This is a genomic window from Thermosynechococcus sp. B3 (assembly GCF_030323045.1).
GTDB lineage: Bacteria > Cyanobacteriota > Cyanobacteriia > Thermosynechococcales > Thermosynechococcaceae > Thermosynechococcus.
In genome coordinates this window covers 552,044-565,483 of sequence record NZ_CP097584.1, presented here as the reverse complement: position 1 = coordinate 565,483, position 13,440 = coordinate 552,044, and the positions used below count along the sequence as shown (strand labels likewise).

Below are 13,440 nucleotides of genomic sequence, written 5' to 3'. Positions count from 1 at the left end.
CAGCATTGGGGCGATGAAGTCTTTCTGATGTCTATACCGTCCTGCGACTCAACTCTCTCTTTTCTGACGCTTCCCCGCTCGCTCTCCATCAATTCGTTGGCCTCGCGCTGACCACCCATACTCACACGCCACCCAAGAGTCAAACCCCGTTTCATCGATATACACCAGCGTTTCCTTGCCGTGGCTCTCTACCCATGTGTTCCTAAATTCCGATACTGAAAGCCCCCGACTTTAGTCGGTGGGAAGTTTACTATAACCAAGCTGCCAAGAGTGTGACCACGCCCAAGCCCGTGAGGGCAAGCCAGATGAAGGCATTCGGTAAAGGCGTAGCAGGGGGCGGTGGTTCTTGGGGTTTTGGGGGGGCAGCCGATGGCTTTTTCGGGGAACGGCTGTAGGGGGACGTGTAGGCGCGATCGCCCACATGGGATAGGTCGGGAATTTCGCTGTACCATTCCGGACGGCGTTTGAGTTGGGGAGCTTCCAAAATCGCCAGCAAGCGACGACTTTCCTGCCGCGTGTGATGATCTGGGTGTCGTTGGAGTTGACGGCAGAGGCTGACGGCAGCCCCTTGATCGCCAGCAGCACTATAGGCCGTGACTAACCAGAGGCTAATTTCCCCCGATCGCACCGCATTTCCCTCCGCCAGCGCCGCCGCCTGTCCTAAAAGAACAATCGATTGTTGGTAGTTTCCCCGCTCGAAGGCCTGTTGCCCTTGCTGAAAGAGGGCAGCGACTGCATCCGTCATGGCCTATGAGCTGACCCCCACGTCTTCGACCACAATAAGCCCCTTTTTGAGCAGCGCTTGCAGGTCAGCATTGTGGGTTTTGCAGTTGCGCCAGCGCCGCTCATCGACATTTTCATTGCGACCGGGCTGCAGGGTCACAGGTCCAAAGAAACTATCAAAGGTCATGGGCTGTTCGAGGTAGCTAATCACAGTCAGCATGCCAGCAGAGGTTCGACAAACTCACTATTTTCAGGATAAGGCTAGAGTGGATCTGCTGCCGAGTTGAGTTGAGTATGGTTCGCACACGGTTGAGTTGCGTTGGGATGGCGATCGCCCTTGTGGCACTGACGGGCTGTCCATTGCGTTTGCCCGATCGCAACTCCCCCACCCCTAATACGGGGGCATCTTTGCCTCCCCTTGCCCCCACGGAGCGACCCAATGCGGGGGAGAATTTCATTGCCAAGGTGGTTGCTGAGGCAGGGCCAGCAGTGGTGAGCATTGATACCCTACGACTGCGCCGCAGTCAAGAGGATAGTTTTCTCAATCCTTTTCCAATACCAGAGGTGCCGCTGCGCCAAGGTCAAGGCTCTGGGTTTATATTTACCCCCGATGGCAAGATTATGACCAATGCCCATGTGGTGGAGGGGGCTACTGCCGTGCGAGTCACGCTCCCCGATGGTCGCCAGTATGATGGCAAGGTGGTGGGTGCAGATTCCCTGACGGATGTGGCGGTGGTGCAGATTGAGGCTGAGAATTTACCGACGGTACAACTGGGCAATTCCGATAGCCTTGTCCCCGGTGAGTGGGCGATCGCCATCGGTAACCCCTTGGGGCTAAGTAACACCGTAACCGCCGGCATTATTAGTGCAACAGGGCGTGCCAGTAATGAAATTGGCGCTGCCGATAAGCGGGTGAGCTTCATTCAAACGGATGCGGCGATTAATCCGGGCAATTCCGGGGGCCCCCTTCTGAATGCTGCTGGTCAAGTGGTGGGCGTCAATACCGCCGTGATTTCCCAAGCGCAGGGTCTTGGTTTTGCCATTCCCATCAATACGGCCTATCGCATTGCTGAACAGATTATTACTACGGGGCGCGCCCAGCACCTCTATCTGGGGATTCGCATGGTGCAATTGACGCCAGAAGTGGCTGCCCAAATCCGTCAAGATCAGCCCAACTGGACACTGAATCAAACCCAAGGGACGCTAATCGTTGGTGTTGCCCCCAATTCGCCGGCGGCTAAAGCGGGGCTGCAAGTGGGAGATTGGATTGCCAAAATTAACGATCTCAATCAACCCAGCCCCCAACAGGTACAAAGCGTGGTTGAGCAAACAAAGTTGGGGGAGAAAGTGACTTTGGAGATTCAACGGGGCGATCGCCGGCAAACCGTGAGCCTGCAACCGGAGCCAATGCCACCAGAATTGTATCCCTCTTCGCAGCCAGAATAGGTTAGCGTCGAGGCTCCGACAGTACTGCTTCCCCCGTGAACCAACGGCCACAGTAACTGAGGCGCCCATTAAAAATGCGGCAGGTGCGATAGAGGTTGTTCTGCAACAGCACCGTTTCCCCCGTGAACCACCGACCACAGTAACTGAGGCGCCCATTAAAAATGCGGCAGGTGCGATAGAAGTTGTTCTGCAACAGCACCGTTTCCCCTGTGAACCAACGGCCACAATAGCTAAGGCGTCCGTTAAAAATGCGGCAAACCCGATAAACATCACTGCGGGGCGTTTGACTGAGCCATGTCGGCACCCCTTGAGCCTGTTCTAGCCCGATGAGAAGGGCGGCAAGAATCTGAGCAACCATCAGAAAATCCCCAATTATGGGACGAGTACCACCTTACCCTGCACCAAGCGTTGGCTGAGATAGCGATGGGCATCCGCCGCCGCCCCTAGGGGAAAGGTTTTATCCACAACCACTTTTAGCTCGCCGCGATCCACAAGGGTGGCCACCTGTTCAAGGATTTTTCCCTGATGGGCAAGGGCATCACTCAACCCCATGAGTTGCGGCGTCAGCATCAGTGTGAGTTGGATCAAGAGGTTGCGTTGGCGGGCAATTTTCCACGGCGTATCGGCGGCGGGTTCCAAGAGGGTGGCGAGGGTGCCATAGGGACGCACCGCTTTGAAGGTGTCGCTAAAGGTTGTGCTGCCGACGGTGTCAAGAGCAAAATCAACTCCTTTGCCCCCTGTCCAGTCCAAGACTGCTTGTACCCAATCACTGGTGGTGTAGTTAATGGCAAGGGTGGCACCCAGATCTTGGGTAAATCGTGCTTTTGCTGCGGAACTAATTGTCGTGGCCACTTGGGCTCCGAAACGCCGCGCCAGTTGAATGGCGAGATGCCCCACCCCGCCTGCCCCGGCATGGATGAGAACGGTTTTTGCGGTGGAGAGGACATTCAAAGGTGGCACTGCCCCGCGATCGCCCAAGGCTTCCCAGGCCGTAATCACTGCTAGGGGCAAGGCAGCGGCCTGAATAAAGGAAAGGGTTTTGGGCTTGTGGGCAACGGCAACTTCAGGAACAACGGTGTATTCGGCATAGCAGCCGCCGCGATCGCCCAAGCCCCCATAGCAAAAATAAACTTCATCCCCTACGCGAAACCGCTGCACCGCTGCACCCACAGCCACGACCACCCCTGCGCCATCACAGCCGAGAATGGCGGGCCGGCGATCGGGAAAAAATGTTCCCCGCTGTCGCAGCTTCGTATCAATGGGGTTCACACTGGCCGCCCGCAGTTGAATTTTCACCTCATTGGCAGCTTGAATCTGCGGCTCAGGCATCTCCCGCAGCGCTAAAACATCGGGGTCACCAAATTCTGTGATGGCAACGGCTTTCATTGTTGCTGCGTTTCCGTTGACTCCGCTGGGTGCACGACTTAACACCAATTTTGACACACTGCCCGCCCTAAAGGTCAGGGATGCTTGTTACTGGTTCCGCGACCTTGCTTGCCACCTCAGGTTCAGGCACTGATCTCCCCCCCTGAAGCCCCCTTTTAGGAGGAAGTGTTTCCATTAATTCGGCTGGGAAAGAATCCCAGCACTTGAGGGGCAGGTGCAGGTTGAGGGGCAGGCGCTAGGTCAACACCGTGAAAGACTAACGGCAAGTAAAACAGGCCTTTCCAGTTGTCGGAAAACTCTACCAAGAGATTGGGATTAGTTAGGATGCTAAAAATACCATCCTGTAAAGAACGTGGCGTTCGGGTATAAAATTTGTGCAGTATTTCGGCAAGCGTGGAAAGGTCTAAGTCATCCATTGGATCGCCTTTGTATAAAATAGTCCGTTCAAGCGAAAAGTTCTCAGGAATTTTCCCGTGCTCCAAGATGCTAAACACCACTTCCACTTGTGTCGAAAGCCATCCAAGTGGAATAAAAATCCGCTTGGCAATTAAGCGCTCACGCAGCTTAGAAACTTTGGAGTGAGCAGTCTTAGATTGCGTAAATACGCACAACGCCAAGGGTTCTAAGTCGACGTGGTAAACGGCACGAGAGCCGCTGCTAGTAGTAGCAGCTTGAATTGATGCGGTTTTGACCCGGTCATAATGCACTTGAGGGGCAGGTGCAGGTTGAGAGGCAGGCGCTAGGTCAAAACCGTGAAAGGCTAACGGCAAGTAAAACAGGCCTTTCCAGTTGTCGGAAAACTCTACCAAGAGATTGGGATTAGTTAGGATGCTAAAAATACCATCCTGTAAAGAACGTGGCGTTCGGGTATAAAATTTGTGCAGTGTTTCGGCAAGCGCGGAAAGGTCTGAGTCATCCATTGGATCGCCTTCGTATAAAATAGTCCGTTCAAGCGAAAAGTTCTCAGGAATTTTCCCGTGCTCCAAGATGCTAAACACCCAGAAGTGTTGAAAGATAGTTTGAGAGGCTAGAAAAAAGGGAAGAAATGTCATATTCTTCCCTTAAAAGAAGAAGAAAAAATCAATTTACTATGGCATCTTTTGCAACTCTTGTCAAGTCCATTCTCAATCGGCTCAGCCCCTGTGACTACCCCGTGCTGAACTCTCAATTGTTCTTCAAAATCTGGTTGACCTACGTTCTCGACCAAGGGTTAACCAGTATGAGAGCCTTATTTTATCGCTTGAATCATGCAGGGATTACAGTGGATATGTCCACGTTTTCCAAAGCCAACAAAACTCGGACAACCAGCTTATTTGAGGGGATTTACACTCAACTGATGTCTCAAGCTCAAAAGAGACATCGTACTTCAAGCATGACGCTGTTTCCTATCGATTCAACCATCATTACCCTGACGAGTAAACTCTTTTGGTTCTATAAATATCATCAAGTGAAGTTACTTACGGGATTTGATTTAACAGAGAACATCATGGGTAAAGCGGTGATTTCTTTTGGGGAGAGACATGACCTGAGCTTTCAAGAGGAGATTCTAGAAATGATCCCTGAGAATGCTGTTGTAATCATGGATAGAGGGTTTGCGAGCTGGCAATTTTTAGAGCGACTAAGTGAGAGGAAGTGCCCATTTGTTGTACGTATCAAGAATAACATGAGAATGAAGCTCAATCATGAGAGATATCGCGTGGTTCAATTTTTTGACGAGAATCAAACGGAGTTTCGTATAGCGACAAATCTAAAGGAGCTGAGTGATGAGGAAGTGAGTGAGTTATATCGGCATCGGTGGGCGATTGAGAACCTATGGAAATTTCTGAAGATGCATTTATCATTAGACAAGTTGATTACGAAGAGTTTGAACGGGGTGATAAATCAGATTTATATGGTTTTAATTGCCTATTTAATTTTAGAGCTGGTGGAGATACCTGAATACTTTGGGAAGAAGCTATTAGACAAATTGCGATATTTGCAACTGGAACTCAGTCGTCGCTGCTCAATAGTGCATTGGAGCTTTGATTGGCAGCCAGAGCTACTGGTCACTTAAAATGTTAAGTTTTGTTGCAGGATTCAACACTTCTGGCTAAACACCACTTCCACTTGTGTCGAAAGCCATCCAAGTGGAATAAAAATCCGCTTGGCAATTAAGCGCTCACGCAGCTTAGAAACTTTGGAGTGAGCAGTCTTAGATTGCGTAAATACGCACAACGCCAAGGGTTCTAAATCGACGTGGTAAACGGTACGAGAGCGGCTGCTAGTAGTAGCAGCTTGAATTGATGCGGTTTTGACCCGGTCATAATAAACGCCCATAACAAACTCCAAACTCCAAATAACAGATAGCTAGGCTTTTCTCCTAGCCAAGTTTCCATTAGTTCGGCTGGGAAAGAATCCCAGCACACCTACATCAACGACAACTTTCGGGCCATCGAAGTGTTTCCATTAGTTCGGCTGGGAAAGAATCCCAGCACTTGGGTCTCTTGCAAAAACTGATTGCTCAACAGGTTTCCATTAGTTCGGCTGGGAAAGAATCCCAGCACCAGTTACTGGTTTTTAACGAACTGCGGGGTTCTGTCGTTTCCATTAGTTCGGCTGGGAAAGAATCCCAGCACAAGAAGATATCGATATCATGTTTGACTACCCAGGGTAGTTTCCATTAGTTCGGCTGGGAAAGAATCCCAGCACGCTTTGCGGGTAGTGATTAATGACAGGCAACGTCTGTTTCCATTAGTTCGGCTGGGAAAGAATCCCAGCACCTTGGCTGGGTACACAATCCCAGATATTGAAAGTAAGTTTCCATTAGTTCGGCTGGGAAAGAATCCCAGCACACTATTCTCAAATTGAAGTGCGTGTTTTGGCTGTTTCCATTAGTTCGGCTGGGAAAGAATCCCAGCACGGCGGTCAATAAGTGGGACGACTTTGCTTTGGTGAAGTTTCCATTAGTTCGGCTGGGAAAGAATCCCAGCACTTGATCGGAGGTATTGCTATGTCAACGATGACCAGTTTCCATTAGTTCGGCTGGGAAAGAATCCCAGCACCTAAAAGCCCAGGCGAAACTTCCAATTGCGGAAAACGTTTCCATTAGTTCGGCTGGGAAAGAATCCCAGCACGGCACCTTCCTAGAAGGCGCTCTACGACTACTATAGCACAGGTCATTTTCAAGCACCTAGACGGGATCATTTTTTTGTTTTTGTAAAATTTTTAGATCCGCAGGGTCACAGGGCGTGAAAGTCACTCTGGAACTGAATTTCGGGAAAATTCAAGCACCTCTAAATCTGTTAGAAATTGCTCAAAGCGTTGTGGAGACTGGGTTTGAGAAAATTGCCGAGCTGAGAGGATATTTTTGTCCAGAGGTGCTTGATCAACCCCTCAAGGCTCTCAATTCACCACAGCAATCCCTTGCCTTCAGGAGCAAAATTAGGGACACAGGGCGAAACCTCTATACTGAGGATGTTGAACCTCTGGCGATGTGTTTTTGAACCATGAGCTTGCTCCAAGTGTCTGATGTCTATGCCGGTTATATTCCCGATGTGGATATTTTGCGGGGGGTAAACTTTCGCCTCGAAGCGGGAGAACTGGTAGCGGTGATTGGCCCTAATGGGGCTGGAAAATCAACCTTGGCAAAAACCATCGCTGGGTTGCTGACGCCCCGCCTCGGCACAATTACCCTCGCCGGCGAAGATATTACCTACTTACGTCCCAACCAAATCGTCAAAAAGGGAATTGGCTACGTGCCGCAAATTGCCAATGTCTTTCGTACCCTGACGGTTGAAGAAAATCTGGAGATGGGTGCCTTTACCAAGACAGGCAACCTCAAAGCCCTCAAAGAGCGAGTCTATGACACCTTTCCCCGCTTGGCTGAGCGCCGACAGCAACGGGCCGGTACCCTTTCGGGGGGAGAACGGCAAATGCTGGCCATGGGACGCGCCATGATGTTGGATCCCCAAATTATGGTCTTGGATGAACCCTCCGCTGCTCTCTCCCCAGCCCTCGTCAATGATGTCTTTGCCAAAATCAAGGAGATTAATGCCCAAGGGACGGCCATTATTTTGGTGGAGCAAAATGCACGGAAAGCCCTTGCCATGAGCGATCGCGGGTATGTCTTGGAAATGGGCAAAGATCGCTATGAGGGATTGGGCAGCGAATTACTCAATGACCCTAAAGTGGGGGAACTCTACCTCGGAATTGTGCGGGCAGAGCCTTAGGGCACAGGGCTAAAAATTGCTGTTTCAAGAGCAATCAGGCTTTTTTCCAAATCATCATTGACAATTTGAACATCAAATTCTGGGGCCGCAGCAATTTCGGTTTCCGCTTGAGCTAAACGGCGGGCGATCGCCTCCTCACTATCTTGGCCACGGCTACGCAGACGGTGTTCAAGTTCCGCTAAAGATGGCGGCAGAATAAAAATGTGACGCGCTTGAGGATAGGACTGGCGAACTTGGCGTGCCCCTTGCAGTTCAATTTCAAGGATGACGGTTTTTCCTTGGGCAATGAGTTGCAGCAACGGATCGCGTGGGGTACCGTAGTAGTGGCCGGCAAACTCTGCCCATTCCAAGAGTTGCCCAGCAGCAATCATTCCCTTGAATTCTTCTACAGAGACAAAATAGTAATCCACCCCTTCAACCTCCGTGGGGCGTGGCGGACGGGTCGTTGCTGAAACCGAAAGTGCCAGTTCGGGATGTCGCTGTCGCAGTTGCCGTAGGAGCGTCCCTTTGCCGACCCCACTAGGGCCAGTAATCACAATGAGTTGTCCGGGCTGGGGCGTTGCACTGGTCATAACTGCACGGGTGGGAAACTTTTTGATCCTACTGTGTTTGCTCAGAGTTTTATCATTGAGGCAGCGTGGTTGAGGAATGGCCGTGAAGATTCATTTGCCCAGTGAAAGTGAAAATGCTCGCATTGAGATGCTGCCGCTGATTGATGTGGTCTTTTGTATCCTCACGTTCTTTATTTTGGCGGCGGTGAGTCTGACGCGGCAGCAGGCGATTACCTTGAATCTGCCCCAAGCCAGCACCAGTCAAGCGCAGTCGCAAAAGATGTTGGTGGTGAGCATTGATCCGGCGGGGCAACTCTTTGTGGATAAAGACCCCGTCAACCGCAGTGAACTCTATGAACGCTTGGCCACCTACTTGAAAACGAATCCGCAAGGGGTGGTGATTTTGCGGGCATCCCAGGTGGTGAGCTACAACGAAGTTATTCAAGTTTTGGATCTGCTGCGCTCAGTAGGAGGCAATCGTGTGGCCTTGGCGACTCAACCGGTAGAACAACCGGTGCTGAGGACGGAGACCCGTCCTAACCCTCTCCCCTCGCCACCAGCCAACGATCAACCCACGCCCTCCAATCCATAGGGACTCACGGTGGAACCCATTTCCAGTATTCCTGTTGCCCCAGAGGGCTTTCGCTCTGGCTTTGTCGCCTTAGTGGGTCGTCCCAATGTAGGCAAGTCTACCCTCTTTAACCATCTCTTGGGTCAGAAGGTGGCCATTACCTCACCGGTGGCGCAAACCACGCGCAATCGCTTGCGGGGCATCCTGACCACGGCAACGGCGCAATTGATCTTTGTGGATACACCGGGTATCCATAAGCCCCACCATCGGCTCGGAGAAGTGCTGGTGCATAATGCCAAGGGCGTTCTCAATCGGGTAGATGCGATTGTCTTTGTGGTGGATGCTGCCAGTCCTCCCGGTGGAGGCGATCGCTATGTGGCGGATCTCCTGACCACAACCCAATCTCCTGTGCTGGTGGCCATCAATAAAATTGACCTGCTGCCAGAAGGGGAGCGTCCACAGCGGCAACAGGATTATCAAACCCTTGGCCCTTGGCCAACCTATCCCTGCTCGGCGCTCACGGGAGAGGGAGTGGGTTTGCTGCAATCGGCGATCGCAGCGCAGTTGCCCCTTGGCCCCTATTACTATCCGCCAGAGATGGTCACCGATCAGCCAGAGCGCTTCATCATGGCGGAATTGATCCGTGAGCAAATTTTGCACCACACCCGCGAGGAAGTCCCCCATTCGGTGGCCGTGACCATTGAACAGGTGCAGCAGGATCGCAAGCTCACCCGTGTCCACGCCGTGATTTATGTGGAGCGTCCAACGCAAAAGGCGATTATTATTGGCCAAGGAGGTCAGTTGCTCAAACAAATGGGCACCGCTGCCCGCCAAGAAATTGAAACCCTCATTGGGGGCAAGATTTACTTAGAACTGTTTGTCAAGGTACGCCCCCGCTGGCGACAGGATCGGTTGCGCTTGGCGGAGTTGGGCTATCGCATTGAGAAGGATTAAGCCGATGGAGACAGCATTGCGAGTGGGTGTGGCAGGGCCTGTGGGGTCAGGTAAAACCGCCCTTGTGGTGCCCTTTGAAAAGCTTTGGGCGATCGCTATCGCCTAGCGGTTGTGACTAATGATATTTACACCCAAGAGGATGCCCAGTTTTTGGTGCGCTCCCAAGCCCTTCCCCCCGAGCGAATTCTCAGTGTTGAAACGGGGGGATGTCCCCACACCGCTTGGCTGCGACCTTTAGCCCAGAGCTGGTGGATTTAACGATTTACGCGATTGATGTGGCTGCTGGCGATAAAATTCCCCGTAAAGGCGGGCCGGGGATTACCAAGTCGGATTTATTGGTGATTAATAAAATTGATCGTGCCCCCTATGGGGGTGCTGATTTAGAGGTAATGAAACGGGACACCCTGAAAATGCGGGGCGATCGCCCCTATGTGATGACGAACTTGAAAACTGGCCTTGGGCTAGATCAGGTGATTGCCTTTCTCGCATCCCATTTAGCAGCCTAAACAGAATGGTACGGAAGTTGACCCAACGCACAAAAAATCACTGATCACCATCACTGGCACGGCAACAATTTGCCCCTTAGAATCGTCCTATCGGTGTCGTCAGGTAGGAAGTATGATGAACTACGCAGGGGTGAGGGGTGCGATGCTCGGAGCAACGGGGTTAGTGGCAATGGCTTTACCCGCAGTGGGTCAAGTCCAACCCCTGAGTGGTGAGCAAATTAACGAGATTGCCCGCAACATCACAGTCTTGATTGTGGGGAAAGATTCCCACGGTTCTGGTGCCATTATTTCCCGCTCCGGTTCGACCTACTATGTGCTTACGGCAAAGCACGTTGTCAATCGTAAGGATAATTACCGCGTGATTCCCATTGATCAGCAGGCCTACGCCGTTGATTTCAGTAAGATTAAATTTTTGCCGAATACAGATTTAGCTATTGTGGAATTCACAAGCGAGAAAAAAGACTATCAGGTGGCTACGCTGACAAACTCTGACTTTGCCAAGGAAGGGTCGCAGGTCTTTATCTCGGGGTGGCCGCAGCCGGGGGGCAGTGGTCAGTTAGTGCGGCAGTTTACCGATGGCCGTATCTCCGGCTTTTTGATTGAACCCATTGATGGCTATAAAATGATCTACACCAATGTTACCCGTCGCGGTATGAGTGGTGGCCCTGTTTTGGATAGTGCAGGGCGTGTGGTCGGGGTTCATGGTCTCGGTGATACAGAAGACCCCCGCTCCCTTGAGCGCCAAGGCTTGAGTCCAGAGGCGGCAGCGAGCATTGCCAGCTTGATTAAGCCGGGGTTTAATTACGCGATTCCGATTAACACCTTTCTGACGGGTGCGCCAGCGGCGGGTGTATTTCTCTCTCTGCAAGTAGATAATCAGGCGATCGCCAGTGGCACTGCGCCTGTGGTTGTGACCGCACCGAGTCAACCCGATAGTCGCGATCGCATTGAGAACATCAATTCAATTTTGAATACCGTCAATACGGGTGTCAGCGTCATTCGCAACATCTTTAGTTTTTAGAAAGAATTCCAATGACCTGTTGAACTGAGTCCCGGTTCATTGCCTGTTCAATTGCGAGGATTGAGTGATATGGCTATTCAATTTGGGATCCGCCCCATTGCCATTCCCCTAAGTTTGGCAGTGGTCATGATTGGGGCGATCGCCCATGCCTCTTGGGCAAGTTATCGTCCACCCGCTAATATTGGCCGCCCCGGTAACCGTGAGGGAGCTGCAACGCGGATTGCCCGTCCCATGCTACTGCGGGAAAGTACCGGTGGCATCGAAAGCTGTCTGACTGAGCCAAAACAAACTGTGGTTGCCCTTGTGCCCAAGGATAACAATGGCCTTAGCAGCACCCCCACCCCTACCCTCTATAGCTTCATTCCCGCCAACAAGGGCGCAACCCTAACCCTGACGCTGCGGGATCCCCAAGGCACAGAAGTCTATCGCCAAGAGCGTCCTGCCCCCACGGAAGCGGGTATTATTGGCTGGCCTGTGGAGAATGTTGCCCTCAAAAATGGGGTGGATTACCAGTGGCAACTCACCCTCACCTGTACCAATGGCACCACAGCCGTCAAAACCGTCAGTTGGTTCCGACCGATGCCCTTATCGCCAAGCCAACAGCAGCGAATCGTGCAAGCTAAGGATGTGGCGGATGCCTTTGCCATGGCGGGCTACTGGTACGACACCCTCAATCAACTGGCCAAACAACGCCTAGCGCAGCCGCGGAATGCCCAGCTCCAGCAAAAATGGCAAGCCCTGTTGCAGTCTCCCGCTGTCCAGTTGGCCAATGTGGCGAATCAACCCCTCATCCCATTACCACCCCAGCCCTAACTCTCTAGGGAGAGGTCTGCCAGCCACTGGTAGAGGTCAGGAATATTGGCATTGGGTTGTAGCAGATCTTCTTTGATGTGCATCAGCACCTTGGCCAAGGGTTCGGCGCGATCGCGGTACTCAGCAACACTGGCCAGCAGATCCATAAATACCTGTTCTTCAATCTGGGCGCGGGGGGGTGGTTCAGCCGTCGCATCACGGTAGGTTTGATAGGCCACAGGGGTTGCGGCAAACCCCAATCGAAAGATAAAAGCATTGGCTGCCTCTTGCAGTTGCCCTTGGAGCGATCGCACAGATAAATCGCCGCGCTCAAACCCCACTTCGCCTTTTAGGGTGACTTCGACAATCGCCTCTGCCATGTCTGCCCGATGCCGCTGCACCAGTTGCTGGAGTTGGCTCTCCACATGGCTCACGGTGTCACTGGGGGTGAGGGTAAGGGTGTAGCGATGGATGGGACGCTGCCAATAGTCGCGCTTGAGTTCCGCTTGGGGTGACCCCTTCTCAAGGGTGACCAACAGCACCCCCCGCGGATTTTGCTGCTGATTTTCCTGAATCGAATTGGCCTCAACGGAGCCGGGATTAAAGATCCAATCCTCAACGGCGTAATGGCGATGGATATGCCCTAGGGCAAGGTAATCTACACCCGCTTGGCGCAGGGGTAGGAGTTCGTTGTAGCGCAATGCCCCTTGGTAACGGGAGACTTGCCCCTCAAGGCCGTGGTGAAAGAGCAAAATCGTCGCACCAGCAGCGGGCGGTAGTGCCTGAATTTGACTGGCAAGCTGTTGAATGGCACGGGGGGCACTGGCACCATACCACTGGGAACCAATGACGCGCACGCCACAGGGGAGATCCATATAGCCACCCCGCGCTGCCTCGGCGTCCCACGGCTGTAATTGGCCACTTTCGTCAGGTTCCAGTAGATAGAGATAGTCTTTTTCACAGAGGTAGCGGAGCCAATTGGACTTGACACCGTAGGGGCAGTTATCGTGGTTGCCCTCGATCGCCAGCACGGGAATCCCCGCCGATCGCACCTTGTCGAGGACGTATTCCGCTTGATTGAGAATGCCGGGGGTAATCAGCCGCTCCTCAAAGAGATCGCCGGCAATCAGGACAAAATCCACCTGTGCCTCGATGGCGTAGGTTTGCAGGGCACTGTCAAAGGCGGTGAAAAAATCAAACGTGCGATTGGGATTCTCTTGACGGTACTTATTAAAGCCAAGGTGGACATCGGCAACATGGAGGAAACGCACCATTTCCCACT

The 13,440-nt window shown here is 52.3% G+C and carries 15 protein-coding genes, 1 pseudogene and 1 CRISPR repeat array; of the genes and pseudogenes, 8 read left to right on the top strand and 8 right to left on the bottom strand.

Annotated features, from left to right (window positions below; genetic code table 11):
* Positions 1-250: 250 nt before the first annotated feature.
* Both M0646_RS02870 and M0646_RS02865 read right to left on the bottom strand, forming a co-directional pair.
* Positions 251-745, bottom strand: coding sequence for a hypothetical protein (locus M0646_RS02870; RefSeq protein WP_286626506.1), 495 nt, complete (start codon positions 743-745; stop codon positions 251-253).
* Positions 746-748: 3 nt separating this feature from the next.
* Positions 749-943: a hypothetical protein gene (locus tag M0646_RS02865; protein ID WP_149817974.1), complete on the bottom strand. Its 195-nt coding sequence runs from the start codon at positions 941-943 to the stop codon at positions 749-751.
* A 74-nt stretch (positions 944-1,017) separates the two neighbouring features.
* Here M0646_RS02865 and M0646_RS02860 point away from each other — a divergent pair, with 74 nt between their 5' ends.
* A complete protein-coding gene (locus tag M0646_RS02860; RefSeq protein ID WP_286626505.1) occupies positions 1,018-2,169 on the top strand; it encodes a trypsin-like peptidase domain-containing protein in 1,152 nt (383 codons plus the stop codon).
* Position 2,170: 1 nt separating this feature from the next.
* Here the strand turns inward: M0646_RS02860 and M0646_RS02855 are convergent, their stop codons facing one another.
* The 3 genes from M0646_RS02855 to M0646_RS02845 form a co-directional block, all read right to left on the bottom strand.
* Positions 2,171-2,527 (bottom strand): hypothetical protein, encoded by a 357-nt coding sequence (locus tag M0646_RS02855; protein WP_286626503.1) that lies wholly within the window; start codon positions 2,525-2,527, stop codon positions 2,171-2,173.
* 14 nt (positions 2,528-2,541) lie between these two features.
* Complete coding sequence (locus M0646_RS02850; RefSeq protein ID WP_286626502.1) at positions 2,542-3,555, bottom strand: zinc-dependent alcohol dehydrogenase family protein; 1,014 nt, start codon at positions 3,553-3,555, stop codon at positions 2,542-2,544.
* A gap of 155 nt (positions 3,556-3,710) precedes the next feature.
* Positions 3,711-4,607, bottom strand: coding sequence for a hypothetical protein (locus M0646_RS02845; protein ID WP_286626501.1), 897 nt, complete (start codon positions 4,605-4,607; stop codon positions 3,711-3,713).
* Here M0646_RS02845 and M0646_RS02840 point away from each other — a divergent pair.
* Positions 4,601-5,608 (top strand): transposase, encoded by a 1,008-nt coding sequence (locus tag M0646_RS02840; RefSeq protein WP_399373867.1) that lies wholly within the window; start codon positions 4,601-4,603, stop codon positions 5,606-5,608. The two genes, M0646_RS02845 and M0646_RS02840, sit on opposite strands and share 7 nt — an antisense overlap.
* 23 nt (positions 5,609-5,631) lie before the next feature.
* Here the strand turns inward: M0646_RS02840 and M0646_RS02835 are convergent, their stop codons facing one another.
* Positions 5,632-5,871, bottom strand: coding sequence for a hypothetical protein (locus tag M0646_RS02835; RefSeq protein ID WP_286626499.1), 240 nt, complete (start codon positions 5,869-5,871; stop codon positions 5,632-5,634).
* A 51-nt stretch (positions 5,872-5,922) separates the two neighbouring features.
* Positions 5,923-6,668: a CRISPR direct-repeat array (repeat unit 36 nt; unit sequence GTTTCCATTAGTTCGGCTGGGAAAGAATCCCAGCAC).
* A gap of 372 nt (positions 6,669-7,040) precedes the next feature.
* Here M0646_RS02835 and M0646_RS02830 point away from each other — a divergent pair.
* On the top strand, positions 7,041-7,763 hold the full coding sequence (locus M0646_RS02830; RefSeq protein ID WP_149817968.1) for an ABC transporter ATP-binding protein: 723 nt from the start codon (positions 7,041-7,043) through the stop codon (positions 7,761-7,763).
* On the opposite strand, the gene gmk is transcribed toward M0646_RS02830, so the two are convergent.
* Positions 7,760-8,335, bottom strand: a complete 576-nt coding sequence (gmk, locus tag M0646_RS02825) for a guanylate kinase (protein ID WP_149817966.1) — start codon at positions 8,333-8,335, stop codon at positions 7,760-7,762. The two genes, M0646_RS02830 and gmk, sit on opposite strands and share 4 nt — an antisense overlap.
* Positions 8,336-8,411: 76 nt before the next feature.
* Between gmk and M0646_RS02820 the strand changes: the two genes are divergently transcribed.
* The 5 genes and pseudogenes from M0646_RS02820 to M0646_RS02800 all read left to right on the top strand — a co-directional run bounded on the left by M0646_RS02820 (position 8,412) and on the right by M0646_RS02800 (position 12,179).
* Positions 8,412-8,906, top strand: coding sequence for a biopolymer transporter ExbD (locus M0646_RS02820; protein WP_149817964.1), 495 nt, complete (start codon positions 8,412-8,414; stop codon positions 8,904-8,906).
* Between the two features lie 9 nt (positions 8,907-8,915).
* A complete protein-coding gene (era, locus tag M0646_RS02815) occupies positions 8,916-9,839 on the top strand; it encodes a GTPase Era (protein WP_149817962.1) in 924 nt (307 codons plus the stop codon).
* 4 nt (positions 9,840-9,843) lie between these two features.
* Positions 9,844-10,345 (top strand): annotated as a pseudogene (locus M0646_RS02810) (GTP-binding protein).
* A gap of 112 nt (positions 10,346-10,457) precedes the next feature.
* On the top strand, positions 10,458-11,366 hold the full coding sequence (locus M0646_RS02805; protein WP_190278180.1) for a serine protease: 909 nt from the start codon (positions 10,458-10,460) through the stop codon (positions 11,364-11,366).
* A 69-nt stretch (positions 11,367-11,435) separates the two neighbouring features.
* Complete coding sequence (locus tag M0646_RS02800) at positions 11,436-12,179, top strand: DUF928 domain-containing protein (RefSeq protein ID WP_286626494.1); 744 nt, start codon at positions 11,436-11,438, stop codon at positions 12,177-12,179.
* Here M0646_RS02800 and M0646_RS02795 read toward each other — a convergent pair.
* Positions 12,176-13,432: an exonuclease SbcCD subunit D gene (locus M0646_RS02795; protein ID WP_399374961.1), complete on the bottom strand. Its 1,257-nt coding sequence runs from the start codon at positions 13,430-13,432 to the stop codon at positions 12,176-12,178. The two genes, M0646_RS02800 and M0646_RS02795, sit on opposite strands and share 4 nt — an antisense overlap.
* Positions 13,433-13,440: the final 8 nt, after the last annotated feature.

What these genes read in the sequence shown, in the direction of transcription:
- M0646_RS02870 (WP_286626506.1), bottom strand. Translation starts at nt 745, where the DNA reads ATGACGGATGCAGTCGCTGCCCTCTTTCAGCAAGGGCAACAGGCCTTC.
- M0646_RS02865 (WP_149817974.1), bottom strand. Translation starts at nt 943, where the DNA reads ATGCTGACTGTGATTAGCTACCTCGAACAGCCCATGACCTTTGATAGT.
- M0646_RS02860 (WP_286626505.1), top strand. Translation starts at nt 1,018, where the DNA reads ATGGTTCGCACACGGTTGAGTTGCGTTGGGATGGCGATCGCCCTTGTG.
- M0646_RS02855 (WP_286626503.1), bottom strand. Translation starts at nt 2,527, where the DNA reads ATGGTTGCTCAGATTCTTGCCGCCCTTCTCATCGGGCTAGAACAGGCT.
- M0646_RS02850 (WP_286626502.1), bottom strand. Translation starts at nt 3,555, where the DNA reads ATGAAAGCCGTTGCCATCACAGAATTTGGTGACCCCGATGTTTTAGCG.
- M0646_RS02840 (WP_399373867.1), top strand. Translation starts at nt 4,601, where the DNA reads ATGTCATATTCTTCCCTTAAAAGAAGAAGAAAAAATCAATTTACTATG.
- M0646_RS02845 (WP_286626501.1), bottom strand. Translation starts at nt 4,607, where the DNA reads ATGACATTTCTTCCCTTTTTTCTAGCCTCTCAAACTATCTTTCAACAC.
- M0646_RS02835 (WP_286626499.1), bottom strand. Translation starts at nt 5,871, where the DNA reads ATGGGCGTTTATTATGACCGGGTCAAAACCGCATCAATTCAAGCTGCT.
- M0646_RS02830 (WP_149817968.1), top strand. Translation starts at nt 7,041, where the DNA reads ATGAGCTTGCTCCAAGTGTCTGATGTCTATGCCGGTTATATTCCCGAT.
- gmk (WP_149817966.1), bottom strand. Translation starts at nt 8,335, where the DNA reads ATGACCAGTGCAACGCCCCAGCCCGGACAACTCATTGTGATTACTGGC.
- M0646_RS02820 (WP_149817964.1), top strand. Translation starts at nt 8,412, where the DNA reads ATGGCCGTGAAGATTCATTTGCCCAGTGAAAGTGAAAATGCTCGCATT.
- M0646_RS02805 (WP_190278180.1), top strand. Translation starts at nt 10,458, where the DNA reads ATGATGAACTACGCAGGGGTGAGGGGTGCGATGCTCGGAGCAACGGGG.
- M0646_RS02800 (WP_286626494.1), top strand. Translation starts at nt 11,436, where the DNA reads ATGGCTATTCAATTTGGGATCCGCCCCATTGCCATTCCCCTAAGTTTG.
- M0646_RS02795 (WP_399374961.1), bottom strand. Translation starts at nt 13,432, where the DNA reads ATGGTGCGTTTCCTCCATGTTGCCGATGTCCACCTTGGCTTTAATAAG.